The sequence below is a fragment of the Pseudomonas sp. NPDC090233 genome (genome assembly GCF_044772285.1).
Taxonomy (GTDB): Bacteria; Pseudomonadota; Gammaproteobacteria; order Pseudomonadales; family Pseudomonadaceae; genus Aquipseudomonas.
This window is the reverse complement of record NZ_JBIVYQ010000001.1, coordinates 451,582-474,401: the sequence shown is the minus strand read 5'-3', so window position 1 is coordinate 474,401 and position 22,820 is coordinate 451,582. Positions and strand designations below refer to the sequence as shown.

The window sequence follows — 22,820 nt, the reverse complement described above, 5'->3', positions numbered from 1 at the left end:
ATGTCCGCGCAAGTAATGAAAGAATGCGCCCGCCGATGGCGGGCGCGGCACATCGCTATTGTTTGTTCATCTTTTCTTCGATCTTTTTGTCCACGTCGGACTGAATCTGATCGATGCTGAAGCTCGCCGGACGTTGGCTCGGAGGGTAATCAACAAAGGTCTGCAGGAACTGCGCGGCCCTCTGGGTACCCTGGAAGAACAGATAGTCGTTCTTGGTCAGCCAGTCGTAGTATTGGTCGGAAACGATATCCGCGCGTTCGTAAGGGTCCATTCGCAGGTTGAATAGCTTGGGTGCGCGCAAGCAGGTGAAAGGCTCGCTCCAAACAGCAAACCCACCCGGCGCCCGCTGCTCGCAATAGACGATTTTCCAGTCCTTGAATCGCATCCCTACCAATTCACCGTCATCGTTGAAGTAGTAGAACTCTGTGCGAGCACTCTTGTCGGTCTTGCCGGTGAGGAAGTCCAGCTGGTTGTAGCCGTCCAAGTGCACCTTGAAGTTCTTGCCGCCAACGTCCGCGCCCTTGAGCAGGCGATCCTTGATGTCGGTGTCACCCGCGATGGCCAGCAAGGTAGGGAACCAATCCAGCCCGGAGAACATCTGGGTGCTGATCGAATCGGCCTTGATCTTGCCAGGCCAGCGTACTATCGCCGGTACGCGATAGGCTCCTTCCCAGTTGGAGTTCTTTTCGTTTCGGAACGGCGTGGTGGCGGCGTCTGGCCACGACCATTGGTTCGGGCCGTTGTCAGTGGTGTAGACAACGATGGTGTTGTCGGCGATCTTCAGATCGTCCAGCGCTTTGAGCAACTTGCCGACATCACCGTCATGCTCGAGCATGCCATCGGCATACTCGTTGCCGACCATGCCGCTCTGCCCTTTCATGGACTCACGCACATGGGTGAACGCGTGCATGCGCGTGGTGTTCATCCACACGAAGAACGGCTTGTCGGCCTTGGCCTGCTTGTCGATAAAGTTGATCGCCGCCTGGGTGGTTTCGTCATCGATGGTTTCCATGCGTTTGCGGGTCAATGCACCGGTGTCCTCGATCTTGCCGTCGGCGCTGGACTTGATCACGCCGCGCGGCGTGGTGGCCTTGAGGAACTCGGGGTCATCTTTAGGCCAGTAAGGGCGCTCTGGCTCCTCTTCGGCGTTAAGGTGGTACAGGTTGCCGAAGAATTCGTCGAAACCGTGGTTGGTCGGCAGATACTCATCGCGGTCACCCAGATGGTTCTTGCCGAATTGACCTGTGGCATAGCCGTGGGCCTTCAAAGCCTGGGCAATGGTCACGTCACGTGCCTGCAGGCCGACCGGCACACCTGGCATACCGACCTTGGACAGCCCCGTGCGCTTGGCAACCTGGCCTGTGATGAACGTCGACCGCCCTGCCGTGCAACTATTTTCGGCATAGTAATCGGTGAACATCATGCCTTCTTTGGCAAGGCGATCGATGTTCGGCGTCTGATAGCCCACCACACCCTGGCCATAGGCACTGATATTGGTCTGGCCGATGTCATCGCCGAATATCACCAGGATATTGGGCTTCTCCGCAGCATTGGCCGAGCACACGCCCATCGCCGCCGAAGCGGCGAGCGCGAGTGTCGGTATCCATCTTCTACTGAACTTCATGAGCCGATCTCTCCGTTTCACGTTTACTGGCATGTGCCACGACTACGTGCACCGGTGACCTACTACGCGGCTGGTTCCCTGTGCGCCTGCGGTGTCTCCTTCATTGAGGCGGGTTGCTGTCAAAGGGGTAGATGCGCTGCCATTCCTGGGCCATGTCGACCACGGTCCAGTTTGCGCTTCTGGCCGCGTCCAAGGCCTTGTCCAGGCGCCCGACCTGGCTGTCGCGGTCGTAGGCCCATTCGCGCGCAGCATCGGTGTGGTGGACCAGGCCGGCAAAGCGCTTGCCGCTGCCGGCCATGGTCCATTGGAGCATTTGCAGGTCGCCGTCGGAGTTGCCGAAGGCGAAGATCGGCCGCCGGCCGATGCGGGCATCGATGCTGACCGGTTTACCCGGTCCGTCATCGTTGTGCAGTAACTTGGGCAGCCGCTCGATCGACAGCTTGCCGTTGTCATCGATGAAACGCGCATCCAGGGTCGTGCCGATCACCTGCTCCGGTGGCACCCCATAGACCTCCTGCGCGAAGGCGCGCATGAACGCCACTTCGCCGCCAGACACGATGTACGTCCTGAACCCGTTGGCGCGCAGGTATTGCAAGAGTTCGAGCATGGGCTGGAAGACCATCTCGGTATACGGTTTGTGGCTGCGTGGGTGCTTGGCGGTGGCCAGCCAACGCTGGGTGTTGGCGATGAACGCCTCGGTGCTGACCCCGGCGTGGGTCGCGGCCACGATCTTGAGGATGCCGTCCATGCCGCTGTCGCTGAGGGCCTTCTGGTCCCCTTCCAGCACGGCCTTGAACGGTTGCTGGCTGGCCCACTCGGGGTGCTGGGGGGCTAGCCGCTTCACCTCGTCGAGGGCAAACAGCACTTCGAAATACAGCGGTTGTTCACTCCACAAGGTGCCGTCATTGTCGAAGACGGCCACCCGCTCGGCCTCTGGCACGTAATCCTTGCCGCCCTGGGTGGTCACAGCGGCGACAAAGGCCTCTATGGCTTGGCGCGACGGCCCATCGCGCCATGACGGCAAAGGGTCTGCAGCCTGCACCAGCAAGGGCAGGAAGAGCAACAGCGTCAGCCACCAGCGTGTGCGTTGAAGGTGGAGCATCAAGCATCCCTCCTCTGTGCTACCTACCCTGCTCGACTCTGTTCATGGATTGAGTGGTTTCAAGCCCTTGCGCTTACCGATGCGTCGCTCCGGCGCTGCCGCTCGCCGAACCTGATTCAGCATCGGGCTCGACGGCGCAATTACCCCTGTGGCCTTGCCGTAGCAGGTCTGGAGCGAGTCTAGTAGACGAACGCCCAGTGAGGGGGGCAAATCCTGGGAAAATTCAAACAGCGTGTAGTGCCCGGTACGGCGACGGATCCACAGATACAGGCCGCCCAGCTCAGGAGGACTTTGCGCCAGTTGCTTGCGGGCCAACGTCCAGGCGTAGTCCGCAGACTGCAAGCGCGCCGTGCGCCGCGCCGCTTGCCAGACTCTGAATCGGTGCCATCCCGCCTGCAGCCAAGGCCTGGCGAGGTAAATCAGCCCCCCGCCGAGCACCAGCAGCCCGATCAACCATAGCCACTGCGCCGGCAAGCGCAATTGGGCCTGGCGGCCTATCGCACGCAGGTCTTCGTCAATGGAGAACGGCGCCTTATAAGTCCCTTCGATGACGTCCATCTCGACGGGTGGTAGCGTTGCCTGTCTGGCCTGGCCAGTGGCGGCATCCCACCACTGCAGCTCGATGGCCGGCAGCTGGTAGTGTCCTGCGGCCGATACCACGTAGGTCACGCTGTCTTCCCGCTGCCCACCGTTCGCACCGCCTCGCCCGTCACTCAGAGGCGCTACTTTGGGCGTTTGTACATAACGTTTGAGGCCGGCGACTTCGCTCAGCGGCGGCGGCGGTAGCAACATCGCCTGGGTGCCCTCGGCGCGGGTGACTACACGCCGGGTAATGCTGTCGCCCGCACGCAGCGGCGAATGCGACAACTGCGTCTGTTGCGTGAGGCTGACGTTGCTTGCCACCAGGCGATGCCCCACAGCATCACCGGCCAAAGGCTTGGCAACGAACGTCAACGGTTCGCTGGCAAGCGTGATAGGCGTATCCGATTGCCCAGGGAATACCTGAAAGGATTGCGCCGCAAGCGTGAAGGTCTGGGCCGCCTGCGGGGTAATCTGATAGGTGTAGCGCAGGCCGAAGAAGGTCTTGCCGTCATGCTGTTCGTTCAGATGCTGGGCCTCGCCGCTGGGTGCACTCACCGTGGCGCCCGGTAGATTGATGACCGGCAGCACCGGTGGCTGGGTGAACCAGGTGTCGACCAGCAAATCGACCTGCAATTCGACGGTGGCGCCTACCACCGTGTCGCCGGCAGGCGTCAGGCGCGTTTGCATCCGGGCCTCAGGCGCCGCCAGGGCAAACAGCGGCAAGTAAAGCCCCAACAGGAGTAGCAAACGCTTCATCGATTGCCCTCCGCCGTTCCTCGCGACGCATCCTGGAGCAAGAACTTGCGCTGAAGAAACTGTGCTGGTGAGGTCGTCAGGTTATTCAGCCAGACCTGATCGGACGCCGCCTGGGGCGTTACCTGTTGCTTTTGCTTGGCACCTTGGGAGGGCGTCTGGTCCTCGACCACCTTGTCGGCCTTCTCATCCGGTGTACCGGCCTGCTGCTGGTCTTCGTAGTCCTTCAGCAACGCCTGGGCCAGCGCGAGATTGGCGGTGGCTTCAGGAAAGACCGCCTGCTGCTTCAATGCCTGCTGATAAGCCGTGATCGCCTGGGCAAACTTGAATTGGCGCACATAGATGTTGCCCCGGTAGAAATTGGCCTGGGCACTATCGAGCCTGCCCAAGCTGGCGAGGGCGAGGTCGTAATCGGCGGCGTTGTAGGCTGCCAGACCTTTCCAGAATGGGTCGGTGAAATGCTCGGCGGCCTGAGGATAATGGCCATGCTCGAAGGCCCAGCGCCCCTGCTGGTCGGGTGTGAAAAACGCATCGGCAACAGGCCCGGCGCGGGCGCTCTGTGGTTGTGCGCCCAGCACCACTGCCAGCCCCGCAACGGCCAGCCAGTGCACCTTCCAACCGCGACGCAGGCACAACAGCGCAATCAGCGCCAGCGGCCAGCACAGCCAATAACCGGCGTCCTTCCACTGCACCTGCTGCGGGTCGCCTTGAGCCGCCTGAAAGTGCCGCTGCGCATGCAGTTCGATCCAATCGAGGTCATCGTCGTTCAAGGTCAGGCTGCCCAAGGGGCCATTGCTGGCGCTGGCCAGCTTGCGCAACGCGTCTTCGTCGAAATCCGCCTGCACTGGCCGGCCATCGCTGGCGATTCGCGCACGGCCCTGGGCATCACGCAGGACGCCAGCGTTGCCACTACCCACCGCTAACACCATCACCTGCAAGTCGCTGCCTTTCAGCGCAGCCGGGATCGCCGCGAACTGGCTGGCATCGGCGCCATCGGTGAGCAACACCAGGGTGCCGGGCACTTGCTCGGCTGCCAGCAGCCGCTTGGCCACCTCGATCACCCCCAGCACGTCCTTGCCGGTTTGTGCGATCAGGTTGGTGGACAAGGCCTGCAGGAAGGTGTCGAGCAGTTGCGGATCTTGGGTGGCAGGCAAGACCAGGTGCGCGCTACCGGCGTAGGCAATCAGTGCGGTCCGCGCCCCTGCCCTGCGCATGACCAGGTCGTGCAGGGTGTGTTTGGCGGCCTGCAAACGCGAGGGAGGCACGTCGTCGGCATCCATAGAGGGCGAAAGGTCCAGCGCCAGTATCAGCGGCGCGCGATTGTCGACGAACGCCGGAATGTCTCGCTGCCAGGTCGGCCCGGCAGCGGCCAGGGCGCCGATGCTGAGCAAGGCTGCCAGCAGGTAGACCGGCCGCAGTCGCGGCTGCTCTTGGGGCGTGATGATCAGATGCTCGACCAGGTGCGGCGCGATCGTACCCTGCAATTGCCGCTTCAAGTCATTGCGCCTCCGCCACGCCCAAGGCAACGCCGCCGCCGGGATCCACAGCAACAGCCAGTAAGGGCGAAGGAGATGCAGCGCACTGAGGTCGATGTCCATCTCAAGGCCTCGCCTGCGCAGGTTTTGACCGCAACGGTGATGCCATCGCAGCAAGGGAGTGACCCACTGCCAGCAACAGCAAGGCCGCAGCCAATGGCCACCAGAACAGGTCGCGCTTGGGCTGGTGGCTGAACGTCTTGACCTTGTGTGGGGTTATCTGGTCGAGCGTGGCATAGACCTGAGCCAGGGCACCGCGATCATCGGCGCGGAAGAAGCGCCCGCCTGTGGTGTGGGCGATATCTTCCAGCGCCTGCAGGTCGACCTTGTCCTCGCCGCTGGCCTGGGGGTCACCGATACCAATGGTATGTACTACGATATCGCGCGCATTGGCGAGCGCAGCCGCGTGCCCAGGTGTGATCGCGCTGCCGGTGTCATTGCCGTCGCTGAGCAGTATCAGCACCTTCTCCTGCTCCTTGGCCGAATCCAGCAGCTTGATGGCCAGGCCAATTGCATCACCGATCGCGGTGTTCGGGCCGGCCATGCCAACGCCTACCTCATCGAGCAAGAGCAGCAGGCTGGCGTGGTCCAGGGTCAAGGGTGCCTGTGGGTAGGCGCCGGTTCCAAAGACGATCAGGCCAATGCGGTCCTGCTTGCGCTGGGCGATGAAGTCGCGCACCACGCCTTTGACGGCGCTCAAACGGTCTGTCTGCTGGCCGTTGGCATCCGTGAAATCCTTGGCCTGCATGGATTGGGAAATATCGATCGCCAGCAGCATGTCGCGAATCGGCTGGTCGTGCTCGATGGCCTTTTCCACCAGCACTGGACGCGCACAGGCTGCCAACAGCAGTCCCCACACCAGCACGTTGATGATCACCTGCCAGCGACCGCCCGTACTTTGCGAGGTACTCGGCAGCTGATTGACTGCCCGGCTCATGGCGAAGAAAAACGGCACCCGCAACGCACTGTGCGGTTCCTGATATGGGCGCAGGAAACGATAGGCAAGCCAGGGCAACGGCAGCAGCAAGAACACCCAGAGGTAGTCAAACTGCCACATGATGAGCCTCGATCCAGCGCCGACTGGTTCGCAGCAGCGTGCTGAGTTCTTCTGCGCCGATTGCCTGCACCTGCGCATCCGGGGCATAGGCCAGGGTCTGCAGGCGCTCGGCAAACTGTTCGGGCAAGGCAAAGCGTGCCCGCTGCTGCAAAAACGCCTGCCATTGTGAGCCTGACAAGCTCTGTACGGGCGGTGAATCAGGCATAGACAGCGCCACACGCTTGAGCAGTTCGGGTAGTTCGCGCAGGGCCGACAGACGCTGGTCAGGGATGGCCAGCGACGCATCAAGTTGGTTGAGGCATTGCAGCGCCTCGCGCCGATACCGCTCACGCTGCCAGCGCCGCCAGGCAAACACGCCGTAGCCCAATCCCGCCGCCAGGACAATCGCCAACACCACCCACCAGCCCCAGGTCTGCGGGGTATAGCTGAACGGCGGAACCGGCAACGGCAACTCCTTGAGCTGGTCGATCGCCGCGGCGGGTGGCCGGGTACTCACCGGGTACCGCCCGAAAGTCGGCCCAGCTCACGCCGCACTTGATCCAACACTTCATCACCGGTGCTGATCATCATCAGCGGGATCTGGCTGCGCCGCAGCAGTTGGGCTACTTCCTGCAAACGCCCGGAGAAATACTCGCTCAACGGCCGCTGCACCTGTCGGCGACCGACTTCAAGGTCGATCTGCAGCTCGCCCTGGGTCACGGTCAGCCGCCCCTTGTCCGGCACTTCCAAAGCGATGGGGTCATACACCTGCATGGCGATCACATCGTTGTGCGCACTGAGCTGGCGCAGCAGTTTCAAGGTCTGCTCGGTCACCCCGGCAAAGTCGCTGATGATGCACACCAGGGCATCATGCCCGGCGATGCCGATGGCCGTGCGCAGCATGTTGTCGAGCTGCACTTGTTGCTCGCTGTCCGGGCCTGCCGCGGTGAGTGCGTTGTTGCTGCGCACCACCGCAGCGCACAGCGCCTGGACCCGGGCGCGACTGCGCAGCGGCTTGATGTGCGTCACCTGCTGGTCGTCGAACACCAAGCCACCGACGCGGTCGCCGGCATGCAATGCGATCCACGCCGACAAGGCGGCAAGCTCGGCGGCGGTGACCGATTTGAAGCTGCGCTGCGAACCGAAGTACATGTTCATGCGTTGATCCACCAGCAGCAGCGTCGGCCGGTCACGTTCCTCGGTGAAGGTGCGCACGAAGGGCTTGCCGAAGCGCAACGACGCTCGCCAGTCGAGGTGGCGCAGATCGTCACCGGGGATGTACCGGCGCAGCTCGTCGAAGCTCAGGCCCCTGCCCCGCAGGCGCGAAGCATGGCTGCCGGCCAGGATGCTGGCCAGCGGCTGACGCGCCAGAAAGCTCAAGCCGCGCACGCGGTGCTCGAAGGCCATGAGCTGGCCAAGCGAGGCGTAAACGAAACCATCCTGAGTCGGTTGCATGGGCTCGCTCCGCTCAGGCCGGGATCGCCACTTTGTCCAGCAAACGGTCGATCACCTGGTCAGCGCCGATGCCATCGGCGATCGCGTCGTAAGAGAGCTGCAGGCGATGGCGCAACACCGGGTGGACCACCGCGCGCACATCGTCTGGGGTGACGAAGTCCTGCCCAGCAAGCCAGGCATGGGCGCGCGCTACCCGATCCAGGCTGATGCCGCCACGCGGGCTGGCGCCGATCTTGATCCAGCGCGCAAGGTCAGGGTCATGCGCTGCCGGATGGCGAGTCGCATTGATCAGGTCGATCACGTAGCGATCGAGCGCCGCTGAAACCGCGACGCCCGCAATGGCGCTGCGCGCCGCGAACAGCACTTCCTGGGCCAGACGCTCAGGCGCCTGATGCGGATGGCTGGCCTGCTGTTCCTCAGTGCGCACCAGGCGCAACACCTGGCTTTCATCCTCGACCTGCGGATAGTCCAGCTGCAGCTTCATCAGAAAGCGGTCCATCTGCGCCTCGGGCAGCGGGTAGGTGCCCTCTTGTTCGATGGGGTTCTGGGTGGCCAGCACCATGAACAACCCGGACATCGGGTAGCTTTGGCCGGCCACGGTGATCTGGCGCTCTTCCATGGCCTCCAGCAGCGCCGCCTGGACCTTGGCCGGGGCACGGTTGATTTCGTCGGCGAGAATCACGTTGCCGAACAGCGGACCGGGTTGGAATTTGATCTCGTTGCCTTGGGCGGTCTGCTGGAGGATTTCGCCGCCGGTGATGTCCGAAGGCAACAAGTCCGGGGTGAATTGAATGCGCCGCATGCTGGCTTCCAGGTGCGTCGCCAGGGCCTTGACCGTACGGGTCTTGGCCAGCCCCGGAAAGCTCTCGAGTAGTACATGGCCGTTGGCCAGCAAGCCGAGAATCACATGGCGGATGGTATGCGCCTGGCCCAGTACACTTTGCGCCACACTGGCTTCAAGCGCGGCAATCTGCTCGCGTATGTCCACGGGTCCACTCCTGTACAGCAGGGCATGGGCGGGATGGCCCACGACGGTTCGCAACTGCTGAAGGCGACTTGGTAAATCTAGACGCTCATGTCACCAGCGCCAGCTCAACGGGTACTTTCGTATCGTTGCCAATAAGGCTCGATACCCTGCAGCCGCGGATCGTCCGGCGCTGCTTTGCGCATACGCTGAACGTACGCATAGGCCTCGCTCTGCTCACCGGCCAAGGCATGCAGGTAGATCAGCGAGTAGAGCAAGTCGGGGTTTTCCGGCGCCTGCTGCAAGCCGCTTTCAAGGGCCACCAGGGCCTCATCGCGGCGGTTCATGCGCGACAGCAGCAGGCCTTGGTTGTAGCGAATGCGCGTATTGCCCGGCAGCGCCACTGCTGCGGTCTCCATCCAGTTCAGCGCCTCTTGCGGCTGGCGCTTTTCCACCAATAGCAGCGCCAGCATGTAGGCCAGGTTGCCATGGTCAGTGGCCGGCATCTTGGCCAGTGCCAGGCCGGCGCGCAGCACCCCTTCCGCTTCATCCAGTTGATGTTCGGCCGTCGCCAGATTGGCCAGGTTGACCCGTGCAGGGACGAAGTACGGGTCCAATTTCAATGCCTGGCGATACTGCTCCATGGCTTCGGCCTGGCGACCCTGTCGGCTCAGCAGCACCGCCAGGTTCAAGCGCCCGCCCGGCAGGTCGGCATTGCCGCGCAGGCGCGTTTCGTAGTCCGCCAGCGCAGTGCTGAACGCGTCCAGCGATTGCGCAGGCAACTGCGCCTTGGGCACATCGGCGAGCGCCCGCACAGCCTCGTCGCGAACCGCAAGGGCGGGATCTTCGAGCAAAGGCAGCAGTGTCTTGAGACGTTGCTGCGGTGGCACGCTTGAAAAGCCCGACGCGGCATAGGCGCGCACCAAGGGGCTCGGGTCCTTGAGCGCCCAACCCAGGCTGATCGACGCCTGTTGTCCCAAGTCGGCCATCTGTTCGGCGGCAGTAGCCCGTACGATAGTCGGCTTGGTCTTGTCTGCCAGCACTGCACTCAACAGGCTCATTGGAATGCCTTCGCCGTTGCGCACCGCCTGGAAATTCTCACCGAACAGCGCGGGCCGCTTCGGTGTGCCAAACCACTGCTCGATCGCCTTGGCCGCCCAGGCCGGTTGCTGGTCCTTGTGGCAGGCGGTGCAGGCATCGGGGCTGTCTATCTTGCTGGCGAGGTCGGGCCGCGGGATGCGCAAGCTGTGGTCACGACGCGGGTCGACCACCATGTAGCTCTTGGTTGGCATGTGGCAGCTCACGCACTGGGCGCCGGGGCTGCCTGGGGCATGATGATGGTGGGCGGGCGTGTCGTAGTCCTTGGCCTGCAATGTCGCGAAGCGAGCCACCGGCGGGTTGCCGTTGTGGCATTGCAGGCACAGGCCGTTACCTTCGACCTTCACTTTGCTGGTGTGCGGATTGTGGCAATCGGTGCAGCCGACACCGGCGTTGTACATTTTGCTTTGGGTGAACGAACCGTACTCGTAGACCTCCCCGTCGATCTGGCCATCGGCGTGATAAAGGCCGCTGCGCAACGTCGCCGGCAGGCTCTGGTCGAGCTGCGGATGGCCGGGGAGCTGGCCGACGCCAAGGGTCTGGCGGCGGCTGTGGCAGAAGGCGCACTGTTCGACCTGGCCCTGGCTGCCTAGCGCTTTGTAATCCACAGTGAGGCCAATGTCCTTGGCCGAGGCGTACGTTTGTTTGGCTGGCGCGGCTTTATTCGCCCAATCAACATGCGCTTGGCCCGGGCCATGGCAGCTCTGACAGCCGACATTCTGCTCTTTCCAGGTGGTTGCGAAGCTGTCCTGACGGTCGTCGTAATGCTTCATCAAACGGGTGGAATGGCAATCCGCGCACATGCCGTTCCAGTTCTGGTATCGGCCTGTCCAGTGCAGCGCGTCTTCAGGGGCGAAGCGTTGGCCTGGGTAGAGCGAGAACCAGCGTTGCCCGCCCTCCTGCCTGGTTCTGCTGTCCCAGGCAATGGTCAGCGCCTGCAGGCGGCCCCTTGGCAAGGCGACCAGATACTGTTGCAGCGGATAGTGGCCGAACGTGTACAGAATTTGAAAGTCTGCGGGTTTACCGTCTTCACCCTCGGTATTGACGAAAAAGCTGCCTTGCTTGCGGAAGAAGAGCGCCGTCACGCCGGCCTCGTCGAACCGAGCATTCTTGAAATTGCCCAGGACATTGGCTTCGTTGGCATCGCGCATTGCCCAGCCGTGATCGGAATCTTTCCAGGCGTTGGCCTGCGTGACATGGCACCCCAGGCAAGTAGCCGTCGGCACGTAACCTTCGCCTGAGTCCTGGGCGGCCCATGCCATGCCTCCCGGGCCAAGCAACAAGGTGATCAATACAGCCCGCCGCCACCAAGCCTTGAGCGACGAACCCAAACCCTTTCCTTCGTTGCGATGCCCCATCCCTTAGCTCCACGGTCAACGCGAACAAACGGCCCTTCGGGCTCTTCTGGCACGCTACGTCTGGGTGATCAGGCTAGCGCAAGGCTCGAACATTGACAGGCCAGGCCGCGGAAAAAACCTCAGCTATGCTTTGCTTCTGCTTGCAGATCGCGGTCGCGCAACGTGGCAACTCATCTGACGAGGCACTCTATGTTGAAAGGGAACCACCACCCGTTCTATCTGCTTGCCTTGCTGGTGCCCACCGGGGTTGGACACGCGGAAGACTCGGCAGAACTCGCCAAGAAAGCGCTGAACCCGGTGGCCGCCATGTACAGCCTGCCCGTGCAGTACAACTGGGACCAGAAAATGGGCCCCAGCGGAGATGGCAAGCGCAGCCTGACCAATATCCAGCCGGTGCTGCCCTTCAGCCTGAATGACGACTGGAACCTGATCTCGCGCACGATTCTCCCGGTGATCGACCAGCATGGTTTGGGCGCTGGAGCGGACAAATCCGGTGTGGGCGACATCACCCAGAGTTTCTTCTTCTCCCCGAAACAACCGACTGCCAGCGGCTGGATACTCGGCGCCGGGCCGGCAGTGCTGATCCCGACTGGCAGCGACGACGTTCTCAGTAATGAGCAATGGGGGCTCGGCCCCACCGCAGTTGCCTTGAAACAGGCCAACGGCTGGACTCATGGAATACTGGCCAACCATATCTGGGGGCTGGAGGGCAGCCCAGCCGATGGCAAGGACAAGGTCAACCAGACGTTCCTGCAGCCCTTTCTTTCATTCACCAACAGTTCTCTGACCACCTTTGGCATCAACAGTGAGGCGAACTACGACTGGCAATCCAGAGAATGGTCGATCCCGCTCAACCTCACCGTGACTCAGTTGCTGAAGGTCGATGGGCACCCGCTCACCCTGCAGGCCGGCCCGCGCTATTGGCTGGATTCGGATCGTCTGGCCTATGAGATCGAGCGCCGCCCGCGCGGCGCTCGATCTCATAGGCGCTGAACATTTCAAGGCGAACACATCCGAACACCGCACTGACCCCAAGGCATGCACCGTCCGCAATGGGCCGGAAGCAGGCGGTCGCGACTGACCGCTACCGACCCAAAACGGACGGTGGCGTAAGGGAGCATTCGGCCAATAGCTGCCTGTCACCACTGATCAGAACCGACCTTACCCACCCTCATGCCTTGTAGCGGAGTGTCTCAATCAGTGCGGTAAAGGCCGGGGATGCCTGCCGCCGATTCGCGTAATACAAGTGATAGCCCTGGAACGTCGGGCACCATTCTGGGAGCACCTCTTGAAGCTTGCCCTCGGCCAGATAGGGCGCTACCAGTTCTTCCGGCACATAACCGATGCCAATGCCGTCCAGAGCGGCATTGAGCACATGAACAATGCTGTTGAAAACCAGCGGCCCTTCACCTTTCACAGTAAAGGGTTTGCCGTCGCGTTCGAATTCCCAAGCGTAGATGGAGCCAGATGGTCGGTGACGGATGTTGATGCAGGTGTGCTTCATCAAATCGTGGGGTGTTTCGGGTGGAGGGTGCTGTTCGAAGTAGCTGGGTGAGGCCACCAGGGAAAGCCGCCAGTCCGCCCCGATCCTTACGGCAATCATGTCTTTGCTGATCGCTTCGCCCAGACGGATGCCTGCATCGAAACGTTCTTCCACAACATTGGTGAAACCGTAGTCGACGAACAACTCCAGAACGATTTCCGGGTACTGCTCAACGAACTGCTTCAGCTTCGGCCTGACGCACAGCTCAATCGAGTCATCCGTGCAGGTAATGCGGATTGTTCCTCGCGGCTTGTCGCGCAGATCATTTAGCGCCTCGACTTCGGCAGCGATCTGCTCGAACAGTGGCGCGATGGAGCGCATCAGTTTAGCGCCCGCATCAGTGGTAGAAACGTTGCGTGTGGTGCGCGACAGCAGCCTGATGCCCAGCCGCTCTTCAAGCCCTCGGACGGTGTGGCTTAGGGCCGAAGGGGTTACCCCAAGCTTGAGCGCCGCTTTGGTAAAGCTTTGATCGCGAGCTACGGCGACGAAAGCTTGCAGGTCATTTACTTTGGGCTGCGCCATTGCTGAGGTTTTCTCACTAACTCATAAAAACTATGCCTACTAATCACGCCAATACTAATCCGTCAAGATGCTTTCACTCGATCAGCAATAGCTTTCGCCGTTAGCTGAACGCTTTTTTGCGGGGTGGGTTACGCCCCTTCAACGACGTTGTGTGAGTGAAACCTATGAATAGTCCTACCACTGATGCTGCCCGGCAGGGCACCGCAATTACAGACGAGCAGCCGCATTGGAGCGGCGTGTTTGCCATGACCTTGTGCGTATTCGCGCTGATCGCGTCGGAATTCATGCCTGTAAGCCTGCTGAGTCCAATCGCCAACGATCTGGGGATAAGCGAAGGTCTGGCGGGTTATGGCATCGCTATTTCCGGTGCCTTTGCCGTGCTGACCAGCTTGTCCATTTCCAGGGTTGCCGGTGCGATGAATCGCAAGACACTGTTGCTGCTGATGACTGCGTTGATGTGCGTGTCGGGATTGGTCGTAGGCCTGGCGAGCAATTACTTCATCTACATGGTTGGACGCGCATTTATCGGCGTCGTGATTGGTGGTTTCTGGTCGATGTCCGCTGCGGTCGCTATCCGTTTGGTGCCCACAGTAAGTGTGCCCAAAGCCCTGGCCATCTTTAACGGCGGTAATGCTCTGGCAACCGTGGTCGCCGCGCCATTGGGCAGCTACCTGGGCGGTGTTATCGGCTGGCGCGGTGCGTTTCTCTGCCTGGTTCCAATCGGGCTGGTTGCCTTGGCCTGGCAATGGATCAGCCTGCCGTCGATGCACGCACAGAAAAGGGAGGCCGGCTCATCCAGCGTTTTCAAGCTGCTGGGTAATCCGTTGGTTGCACTCGGCATGCTCGCGGTCGGCCTGTTCTTCATGGGCCAGTTCGAGTTGTTTACCTACATTCGCCCGTTTCTTGAGACCGTGACTCAAGTCGATGTTCCTACCTTGTCGACCATGCTGCTGGCACTGGGTATTGCAGGCTTTCTGGGCACCCTGTTTATCGGTTCATTTCTCAAGAAGGGGCTGTATCCCACCTTGATCATCATTCCATTGCTGATGGCAGCACTTGGGATTGCTCTCGTAATATTTGGTGGCTCGGTCGCCGTGGTTTTTGTACTGCTGTCCTTGTGGGGGCTTGTGGCTACAGCTGCGCCCGTAGGCTGGTGGTCATGGCTGGCGCTGTCGGTGCCGGAAGATGCCGAGGCCGGAGGTGGGTTGATGGTAGCGGTGATTCAGCTTTCCATCGCGCTGGGTTCGACGCTGGGTGGCGTGCTGTTCGATAGCCAGGGTTATCAGGCTACGTTCGTAGCAGCGGCAGCACTGCTGGTTGCATCTGCTGGCGTGTCGTTGCTGACTGCTCGGACTAAACAGGCTGTGATGACCTGATGCCTGCCGTGAGCAACGCAGCGGCAGCAGTCACAAAGTCGATGCTGGGCGGCAGGTGAACAAGGAAACGTGCGGGAACTGAATGAATGGTGAGGTGAGCACGGGATGGAACGGCGTGCTCTGGCGTAGGAGACAGGTGCAGGGGAGCAGCAGAGAACTCCCCATTCAGGGCGCAGTGGCCCAGACCTGTATTGAGAGTCGAGATCAGGCAGAGGCAAGGAATTACTCATTGCCGTCCGACGTTGTGACGTCGCGGGGAAAGATGGCGTGCCCCGAGTAGGGCACCCAACACGTTACTTGAGGTTCTTTAGGAAGAAACCGGTCAGCTTTTCCCACGGAATCAGGTCGGCACGGTCGTAGAGGTCGACGTGCCCAGCGCCTTTCACGTAGTACAGTTCTTTTGGCTCGCCAGCACGCTTGTAGGCGTCTTCGCTGAATTCTTTGGAGTGCGCCTGGTCGCCGGTGATGAACAGCAGCGGGCGCGGAGAAATGGTTTCAATATCATTAAATGGGTAGAAGTTCACAAAACGAACTTCGCTGGTCAGCATACGGTTCTGGGTCTGCTCCAGCGTCATGCCTTCGGGAATCGCTATGCCGCGTGGAGTGCGGTAGAAGTCCCAGAATTCGCGCGTGACCGGGTCGGTTTCCGCTGTGGGAGTGGCCGGCAGGTAGCTGAGGAAAATGCCTTCGCCGGTGGTGTACTCGGTATAGCGTTGCTCTGCTGCTTTAGCGAGCATCGCCTTGCGTTGTTCCAGTGTCACCGAATGGTTGAGGCCATTGCGGGTGACCGCGCCCATGTCGTACATGCTCACGGTGGCGATCGCTTTCAAGCGCGGATCCAGTTTGGCAGCGCTGATGGAGAAGCCACCGCTGCCGCAAATGCCCAATACGCCGATACGGTCGCGGTCGATAAAGTCGCTCGTACCCAGATAGTCGACTGCTGCGCTGAAGGCCTCGGTGTATAGCTCCGGTGCTACCAGGTTGCGTGGCTTGCCTTCGCTTTCGCCCCAGAATGGCAAGTCGATGGCCAAGGTCACAAAACCCTGCTCAGCCAACTTTTGCGCGTAGAGCATCGAGCTTTGTTCTTTCACAGCGCCCATCGGATGGCCGACGATGATGGCAGGTGCCTTGCTTTTGCGATCCAGGTTTTTGGGTGTGACGAGATTTCCCGTTACCTGCATGCCGTACTGGTTTTTGAAGGTCACCTTCTGCACGGTCACGCTGTCGCTTTTGTAGAAGTTGTCAGCGCCGGCGGGAATGCTTGCAGCCTTAGCCGAGCCGGCAGCGAAGGCTGAGCCCGTTGGCACGGAAACCATCGCCAATGAGGCGAGAAAAACACCTAGCGCGGCAAGCCGCATGGGTGGCTTGCCGGCTTTTGATTGGCTGCTGGGCATACCGTGGCTATTCACGAACGAGTTACTCATCGTCGATGCACCTTTCTGAGGGGAGGTTGAAGATCGTTTCGGTGCGCGCCATGGACTCGGCGGCATGATCGACCCGGGTGTAGCTATGTTGCCCCTCGCACCCCACGATGATTAGTAGGAGTAATTTTCATGTGTTTGTGAAATTTGATCAGCAATGGCAATGCGCCTAAACACGCTGCGGCGACCGGAATACTGTTGAGTGAAATTCACAAGCTCATCAAGAAATAGCCATCTAGTTTCAGGTATCTGCGCTGCCTAACATTCCTGTCATGATCAACAGGTGTTAGGAACTCGGATGAGAAAGTTTTGGCGTCGTGGGCTGGTCGTATTGGCTTTGCTGACCGTTGCAGGCGTTGCAGCCGTGATGATTTACCTGCGCCAACCTGTGTTTGGTCAATTGCCCGAAGGGGAACGGCTTGCGCATGTTCAAGCCTCGCCCAACTATCGTAGCGACGCTTTTCAAAACCTCACCGATACGCCGTTTCTAACCAAAGGCGCTACCCAGTGGTCAATTCGCAAAGAAAACTTTCTTGCTGTTAAAGACACTTTGCAGATATCGGCAACCGCTACGGTCCGTTTGATTGGGTGACGCTCGACAGCGGTCAATACGACCCACGCTGGGCCAACCTGCACATGAACCCCGAAGAGGCGGCGCGTGCAACCGAAGACATCGGCGCCCGTGCGCTCCCACCCTCGCACGTTGGCCGTTTCACGCTTGCTTCCCATGACTGGAACGATCCCTTCAAGCGCTTGGTGCTTGCCAGTGCGGGGCGCCCGTACGCCCTCTGGACACCCGTGATCGGTCAGCCAGTTTTGTTCGATGGGCGCGCTCAGTCATTTGAGCCTTGGTGGAACAACGTCGACTGATTGTTTCATCGCAACCTTCAACAGGAGGATCTACCGATGAGACCTAAGATTATTTGCCACATGGTGAGTTCGGTTGACGGTCGACTACTTGTCGAGTGATGGACACCGCCGGTCGCAGGCGTGAGCAGGAACATTATTGGTGACGTGTATGAAAACGTCGCAAGCCGTCTCAACGCACAAGGCTGGATAATTGGCGTAAGAGCATGGAGCCCATGACCAAGGGCCAGTCTCGGTTTCATCTGTTGCTGATAGCAGCAGAATGACCTACCTCGGTGCAAGGCCTGGCCGAACCATCGCTGTCGCGATAGACCCGCACGCCAAGCTTCATTGAGGCCAGAGCGATGATGAAGATGGGCACTTCGTTGCAGTGCTCAGCCAGCGAGTGACAAACGAGGAGCCGACCTCGACCAACGGCAGCTTTGGGTCGGTAGCGGTCAGTCGTGAGCGGCTGCAATCGACCCTTTTCGGACGTTTGCCATGGGTCGAAAGCGGTCACTCATGAACCGCACCGTCGACCCATAGGCGCCTCTGGCATTGAGGCAGTGGCCGTTCACTTATCGAGAAATTCCATAACGATACTGGCGAACCGTTCCGGCTGATCAAGCATGACAAAGTGGAAACTACCGTCGACACGCGTGAAATGGATGTCAGGTGTCGTGGCGTAGGCCTGACGGTACATCGCATCGACAGTGGATGCAGGCACGCCGTACAGGTCGTCATAGGCATACACGACCTCGACCGGCACCCTGATGCGACTGAGCTCAGGACGCAGGTCGGTGACCATCAATTCATACACGGCATCCGACACGGTCTTGCGATCTGAGCTGATTCCCGCTGCGGCCAAGTCTTTCCTGACTGCTTCGGTTTTGACGAGACGGGCAATGGCGGCATGCTGCATGGCCGCGGCCTGTTCCGGCGAAGCCGTCAACAGCGAATCACGCATTGCAGCTGCGTGCGATGCAGCGGTTTCGCTGGTCGCCGAAGGGTTCATCAGCAATGTATAGAAGGGCAATGCATCGACGACCATCAACGGCCCCACCTGGTCGGGATGGCGAGCACCCAACATCAATGCAACCTCTCCTCCCAGAGAATGACCGATGATCGCGGGCGCCTCGATGCGCTGAGTGCGGATGTATTCAGCTACAGCTTCGGCCGCCGGAGCGGCCACTTTCCCCTCTTCATCAAGCACGGCAGGCGCGCCGGCGAAGCCTGCAATCTGTACCAGGTGCAGGCGGTGGCTCTGCCGTAACTTGAGGGCCAAATCAGCCCATACATTTCGGGACGACGCCAGTCCCGGAATGAGTATGATGTCCGGGCCAGAGCCCTCCACCTGGACTGAAATACGCTGCAGGCTTGATTTAGGACGCTGGGCGGTAACCGCCAGCAGTGGCGCTGACATCAACGACAATGTCGCCGCGACCGCCATAAAGATCATTGCAGTACGCATTGGATATTCCTTTTTCTGCAATGCCCTATGTCATCAAGGGTACATTCAACAATCAAATTGGTGTGAATCACATTGTGAGGACTTTTCTTTCACTCAATTTTCACGCCATCACAGGGATACTCAAGCTATCCCTACGTGATAGACCTTGCCCGCCTAGCAGCGGGCTTTCTTTTGCCCGCCAATCGGCCGCCTTGGCTACCTCCCTTCCGAAAATCATCAGCGCGTCATGGCAGGCGATCGTCCTTCGGTGTCGCTCAGCTTCAGCGCGGTAGCCCTCATTACCGATTCCAGACCCTGCTCGAGTGCTTCAGCGTCCGTGTGCGAGGCGCGTGTGTAGACCTCATAGCTGATCTGGTTTTTTTGATTGAGCCAGCGCAGGTGAGTCATGCGTATCTTTTCCCGGGTAACCGTCCTTCTCTTAATCAATGGATGGTGCGGGTCACCGTGGTTGGCGAAGTCATCGTCAAACACCCGGACCCGCTGAGTAAGTGCAGCCGCGTAGTCATATTCATAAGTGACAACATGGGCTGCGCCACAGGCCCGTTCGTACGTCGCTGTTTTTCAGGTACGACCCGAAGCTGCGCCTTTGGCCTGCTGCTCCAGTTGCACCTGCAAGGCTGGATCAAGTTGCAGCGCGCCGGACAGTTCGTCAAGGTAGGCCCGTTCTGCATCCTGCTGGTCGTCCACCAGCATTACGCTGGCCAGGTACATTTCCGCGGCCATCGCCGGGTCCCGAGCCGACTGCGCCACCTCTGCAGCATCGAGTGGCTTGCTGACTTCTTCATCCAGCCATTGCTGCAATTGCGGATCGCTGGTTTGACGTTTGATTTCGGCGTAGATCAACTGCTCTTCCTGCTCGTCGATGCGACCGTCAGCCTTGGCGGCGGCAATCAGCGCGCGCAGGATGGCATGGCTGTGATCCTCGGCTTCGGGGCCGGACAATTGATCGACGGTACGCACCGCCTGTTGCGGGGCTGCCGCCTGGCTGCGCTGCCAGCTTTGATAGGCCTGGAAGGCCATCATGCCCAGCGATGCCAAAGCTGCGTAGTTGGTGCCACCCTTGGAGCGCCCTTGGCTATAGCCGCCCGCACTGCCACCACCCGCGCCACCCAACATGCCACCCAGCAAACCGCCTAGCCCGCTACCGCCAGCCGTTGAACTGCCGCCACCCAGCAGCCCACCAAGCAGGCCACCCAAACCGCCCAGGCTGTCTTGCGATGACAGGCCGCCGCGCCCTTGTTGCGCTTGCGAGCCTTGCCCGGCTCGCAGTAACTGTTCGAGCAGATCACTGGTGTTCATTGGCGCCGCCCTCGGTTGGTAGTCGTTGCCCAGACAAGCAACGATAGCCTTGTCACGATGATCCGACACGACCGTCTGGCCGACGGAAGCCAGCCGGCGTTTCCACGAAAATTAGCGGCGATTCGTCCTTTTTTCTGCTGCCGAACGCTATATGGCTTATCCTTGCCCACGCGAACAACTTCATAGCAGTGAAATGAACGATGGGTTTTGAACAACTAGCTGAACTACGTGACCGCCTGCGGGCTGAAAAACAGCAGACCAAGGCCGAGAGCGCACCGTCTCGCAAGCGCAAGCCCTCTGCGCCTGCGAAGCCTCGCGAGGTGGATCCGGCGGTGGCGGCGATCTGGCCATTGCAGAAGCATTTTCCGTTGGCCTTCCCGGTCAACCCCGCGCCCAAGGTTCCGCTCAAAGAAGGCATTTTCAAGGATGCCGAGCAACACCTCGAACTGCTCGGCATCACCCGCGAACAGCTCAAGCTGGGCATCTCCACCTGGTGCCGCGGAAACCGATACTGGGCAAGCATGGTGGAAGATGCGCCACGCCTGGACTTGAACGGTCAACCGGCTGGCACGGTGACCGCCGCCCAGGCGCTGCATGCCAAGCAGCAGGCTTCGCGGCAACGCAGCCAGGACCGACGCAATCGTGCGAAGTCGAAAGCGCCTGCCCCGGCTCCCGTCGCCGATGCGGCTGTTGAGCAGACTGCGGACTGAATTGCAGCAGGCTGATGGCCATTTGAATGGCCATCAGCCTTGGGCATTCGTAGCGCCTACGGAATCGAGCGCCGCTTGCGCGGCGCATCGCGGATGAATCCGCTCCTACATTGGTTGCTGTAGGAGCGGATTCATCCGCGATGGCTTAATGACAGCCCTCACATTTCCACTTGCGTGCCCAGCTCGATCACCCGGTTGAGCGGGAGCTTGAAGTACTTCAGGTTGCTGTTGGCATTCTTGAGCAAGAACGCGAACAGATGCTCGCGCCACTTCGCCATGCCGATACGCGTGGTGGGCACCACGGTTTCCCGGCTCAAGAAGTAGGTGGTGCGCATCGGGCTGAAGTCCAGGTCGGCGCGCTGGCACTGGGCCAGGGCCAACGGTACGTCCGGCTCTTCGATAAAGCCGAAATGCAGGCTGACGCGGAAGAACCCGTGGCCAAAGGCTTCGACATCGATGCGTTGCCCGGCACTGACGCGCGGCGCATCCTCGGACACCACCGTCAGCAGTACCACCTGTTCATGCAGGACCTGGTTGTGCAGCAGGTTGTGCAGCAACGCATGGGGCACGGCGTCGGTGCGCGCGGTGAGGAACACCGCCGTGCCTTGAACCCGGTGCGGCGGCTGTGCCTGAACACTGCTGATGAACAATGGTAACGGCAGCGCGGTTTCGTCCAGGCGCTCGACGATGATTTTTCGCCCGCGCTTCCATGTGGTCATGGTGATGAACAGCAACACCCCGGCAATCACCGGGAACGCGCCGCCCTCGATGATTTTTGGCGCATTGGCCGCGAAGTACAGGCTGTCCACCAGCAGGAAGCCAAGGAGCATGGGGATGGCCAGCCAGCGCGGAGTTTTCCATGCCAGCAGCACCACCGCCGAGGACAGCAAGGTGGTGATCAGCATGGTGCCGGTGACCGCCACGCCATAGGCGGCGGCCAGCGCGCTGGAGGACTCGAAACCGATCACCAGCAACACCACACCAACCATCAGCGCCCAGTTCACCGTGCCGACGTAGATCTGCCCCTGCTCCTCGCTGGAGGTGTGCTGGATGAACATGCGCGGCACATAGCCCAACTGAATGGCCTGGCGAGTCAGCGAAAAGGCACCGGAAATCACCGCCTGCGAGGCGATGATGGTGGCCAGGGTCGACAACGCGACCATCGGCAGCAAGGCCCAGCTCGGCGCCAGCAGGTAGAACGGGTTGCGTACCGCCTCGGGGTTGCCGAGGATCAACGCACCCTGGCCAAAGTAGTTCAGCACCAGCCCGGGCAACACCAGCATGAACCAGGCGCGGGCAATCGGTTTGCGGCCGAAATGGCCCATATCAGCGTACAGCGCTTCCGCACCGGTCAGGGCCAGCACCACGGCCCCGAGGATGGCCACGCCGATGCCCGGATGGACGATGAAGAACTGCACCGCCCAGGCCGGGTTGAGTGCCTGTAGCACTTCAGGGCGCTGCACGATGCCATGGATGCCCAGCGCCCCGAGGACCACGAACCACACCACCATCACCGGCCCGAACAAGATGCCGATACGCGCCGTGCCGTGCTTCTGAATCAGGAACAACCCGACCAGCACGACCACCGCCACGGGCACCACCCAGTGGTCGATCCCGTCGAATGCCAGTTGCAGGCCCTCGACGGCCGACAGCACCGAAATCGCCGGGGTGATCATGCTGTCGCCGTAGAACAGCGCAGCGCCGAACAGCCCCAGCAGCACCAGCACCCGGCTCATCCGCGGAAACGGCGCCGCCGCCCGACGCGCCAGCGCGGTCAACGCCATGATCCCGCCCTCGCCCTGGTTGTCGGCGCGCAGCACGAACAGCACGTACTTGATGGACACCACCCAAATCAGCGACCAGAAGACCAGGGACAGGATGCCCAGCACACCATCGTGGCTGGGCTGCACACCGTAGTGGCCAGAGAATACTTCTTTCAGGGTGTACAGGGGGCTGGTGCCGATGTCCCCATAGACCACGCCCACTGCGGCGATGAGCAGACCGATACCTGAGCCGGTGGCGGGGTTGGATTGATTCGCGGCGGTTGCTGTTGCACTCACTGATGACTTCTCTGCACGGTTGACGCTGCCCGACGGTGGGAAAAAGTACCGCCAGTATCATTTCG

Annotated in this window: 20 protein-coding genes; 5 read left to right on the top strand and 15 right to left on the bottom strand. The window is 60.8% G+C overall.

What is annotated here, in order from left to right:
- Positions 1-55: 55 nt before the first annotated feature.
- From ACIQUF_RS02435 to ACIQUF_RS02395, 9 genes are all read right to left on the bottom strand, one after another.
- Positions 56-1,624 carry an arylsulfatase gene (locus ACIQUF_RS02435; protein ID WP_400801635.1) on the bottom strand — a complete coding sequence of 523 codons (1,569 nt, stop codon included), beginning with the start codon at positions 1,622-1,624 and terminating at the stop codon, positions 56-58.
- A 100-nt stretch (positions 1,625-1,724) separates the two neighbouring features.
- A complete protein-coding gene (locus ACIQUF_RS02430) occupies positions 1,725-2,726 on the bottom strand; it encodes an HAD family hydrolase (protein WP_403127920.1) in 1,002 nt (333 codons plus the stop codon).
- Positions 2,727-2,768: 42 nt separating this feature from the next.
- Positions 2,769-4,064, bottom strand: coding sequence for a hypothetical protein (locus tag ACIQUF_RS02425; RefSeq protein ID WP_403127917.1), 1,296 nt, complete (start codon positions 4,062-4,064; stop codon positions 2,769-2,771).
- Positions 4,061-5,659 carry a VWA domain-containing protein gene (locus tag ACIQUF_RS02420; protein ID WP_403127914.1) on the bottom strand — a complete coding sequence of 533 codons (1,599 nt, stop codon included), beginning with the start codon at positions 5,657-5,659 and terminating at the stop codon, positions 4,061-4,063. The genes ACIQUF_RS02425 and ACIQUF_RS02420 overlap by 4 nt, the downstream gene beginning before the upstream one ends.
- 1 nt (position 5,660) lies before the next feature.
- Positions 5,661-6,653 carry a vWA domain-containing protein gene (locus ACIQUF_RS02415; RefSeq protein WP_403127912.1) on the bottom strand — a complete coding sequence of 331 codons (993 nt, stop codon included), beginning with the start codon at positions 6,651-6,653 and terminating at the stop codon, positions 5,661-5,663.
- Positions 6,640-7,149: a DUF4381 domain-containing protein gene (locus tag ACIQUF_RS02410; RefSeq protein WP_403127910.1), complete on the bottom strand. Its 510-nt coding sequence runs from the start codon at positions 7,147-7,149 to the stop codon at positions 6,640-6,642. The genes ACIQUF_RS02415 and ACIQUF_RS02410 overlap by 14 nt, the downstream gene beginning before the upstream one ends.
- On the bottom strand, positions 7,146-8,087 hold the full coding sequence (locus ACIQUF_RS02405) for a DUF58 domain-containing protein (protein WP_403127907.1): 942 nt from the start codon (positions 8,085-8,087) through the stop codon (positions 7,146-7,148). The genes ACIQUF_RS02410 and ACIQUF_RS02405 overlap by 4 nt, the downstream gene beginning before the upstream one ends.
- 13 nt (positions 8,088-8,100) lie before the next feature.
- A complete protein-coding gene (locus ACIQUF_RS02400) occupies positions 8,101-9,075 on the bottom strand; it encodes an AAA family ATPase (RefSeq protein ID WP_403127904.1) in 975 nt (324 codons plus the stop codon).
- A 104-nt stretch (positions 9,076-9,179) separates the two neighbouring features.
- Positions 9,180-11,507 carry a tetratricopeptide repeat protein gene (locus tag ACIQUF_RS02395; protein ID WP_403127901.1) on the bottom strand — a complete coding sequence of 776 codons (2,328 nt, stop codon included), beginning with the start codon at positions 11,505-11,507 and terminating at the stop codon, positions 9,180-9,182.
- A 189-nt stretch (positions 11,508-11,696) separates the two neighbouring features.
- On the opposite strand from ACIQUF_RS02395, the gene ACIQUF_RS02390 reads away from it, so the two are divergent.
- Positions 11,697-12,500 carry a transporter gene (locus ACIQUF_RS02390; protein WP_403127898.1) on the top strand — a complete coding sequence of 268 codons (804 nt, stop codon included), beginning with the start codon at positions 11,697-11,699 and terminating at the stop codon, positions 12,498-12,500.
- A 178-nt stretch (positions 12,501-12,678) separates the two neighbouring features.
- Here the strand turns inward: ACIQUF_RS02390 and ACIQUF_RS02385 are convergent, their stop codons facing one another.
- Complete coding sequence (locus tag ACIQUF_RS02385; protein WP_403127895.1) at positions 12,679-13,572, bottom strand: LysR family transcriptional regulator; 894 nt, start codon at positions 13,570-13,572, stop codon at positions 12,679-12,681.
- A 164-nt stretch (positions 13,573-13,736) separates the two neighbouring features.
- On the opposite strand from ACIQUF_RS02385, the gene ACIQUF_RS02380 reads away from it, so the two are divergent.
- The gene (locus ACIQUF_RS02380) at positions 13,737-14,948 is read left to right on the top strand and encodes an MFS transporter (protein WP_403127892.1); all 1,212 of its coding nucleotides are present in this window, start codon (positions 13,737-13,739) and stop codon (positions 14,946-14,948) included.
- 293 nt (positions 14,949-15,241) lie between these two features.
- Here the strand turns inward: ACIQUF_RS02380 and ACIQUF_RS02375 are convergent, their stop codons facing one another.
- Positions 15,242-16,264, bottom strand: a complete 1,023-nt coding sequence (locus ACIQUF_RS02375) for an alpha/beta hydrolase (RefSeq protein ID WP_403128868.1) — start codon at positions 16,262-16,264, stop codon at positions 15,242-15,244.
- Between the two features lie 403 nt (positions 16,265-16,667).
- Here ACIQUF_RS02375 and ACIQUF_RS02370 point away from each other — a divergent pair, with 403 nt between their 5' ends.
- Together ACIQUF_RS02370 and ACIQUF_RS02365 are read left to right on the top strand one after the other, a co-directional pair.
- Complete coding sequence (locus tag ACIQUF_RS02370; RefSeq protein ID WP_403127891.1) at positions 16,668-16,961, top strand: hypothetical protein; 294 nt, start codon at positions 16,668-16,670, stop codon at positions 16,959-16,961.
- Complete coding sequence (locus ACIQUF_RS02365) at positions 16,958-17,239, top strand: hypothetical protein (protein ID WP_403127888.1); 282 nt, start codon at positions 16,958-16,960, stop codon at positions 17,237-17,239. The genes ACIQUF_RS02370 and ACIQUF_RS02365 overlap by 4 nt, the downstream gene beginning before the upstream one ends.
- Positions 17,240-17,789: 550 nt before the next feature.
- Here ACIQUF_RS02365 and ACIQUF_RS02360 read toward each other — a convergent pair.
- The 3 genes from ACIQUF_RS02360 to ACIQUF_RS02350 form a co-directional block, all read right to left on the bottom strand.
- On the bottom strand, positions 17,790-18,686 hold the full coding sequence (locus ACIQUF_RS02360; protein ID WP_403127885.1) for an alpha/beta fold hydrolase: 897 nt from the start codon (positions 18,684-18,686) through the stop codon (positions 17,790-17,792).
- A 216-nt stretch (positions 18,687-18,902) separates the two neighbouring features.
- Entirely contained in the window at positions 18,903-19,073 is a 171-nt protein-coding gene (locus tag ACIQUF_RS02355; RefSeq protein WP_403127882.1) for a hypothetical protein, read from the bottom strand.
- Positions 19,074-19,247: 174 nt separating this feature from the next.
- Positions 19,248-19,985 (bottom strand): tellurite resistance TerB family protein, encoded by a 738-nt coding sequence (locus tag ACIQUF_RS02350; protein WP_403127879.1) that lies wholly within the window; start codon positions 19,983-19,985, stop codon positions 19,248-19,250.
- A 200-nt stretch (positions 19,986-20,185) separates the two neighbouring features.
- Here ACIQUF_RS02350 and ACIQUF_RS02345 point away from each other — a divergent pair, with 200 nt between their 5' ends.
- The gene (locus ACIQUF_RS02345) at positions 20,186-20,695 is read left to right on the top strand and encodes a ProQ/FinO family protein (protein WP_403127876.1); all 510 of its coding nucleotides are present in this window, start codon (positions 20,186-20,188) and stop codon (positions 20,693-20,695) included.
- A gap of 158 nt (positions 20,696-20,853) precedes the next feature.
- Here the strand turns inward: ACIQUF_RS02345 and ACIQUF_RS02340 are convergent, their stop codons facing one another.
- Positions 20,854-22,755, bottom strand: a complete 1,902-nt coding sequence (locus ACIQUF_RS02340; RefSeq protein WP_403127872.1) for a potassium transporter Kup — start codon at positions 22,753-22,755, stop codon at positions 20,854-20,856.
- Between the last annotated feature and the right edge of the window lie 65 nt (positions 22,756-22,820).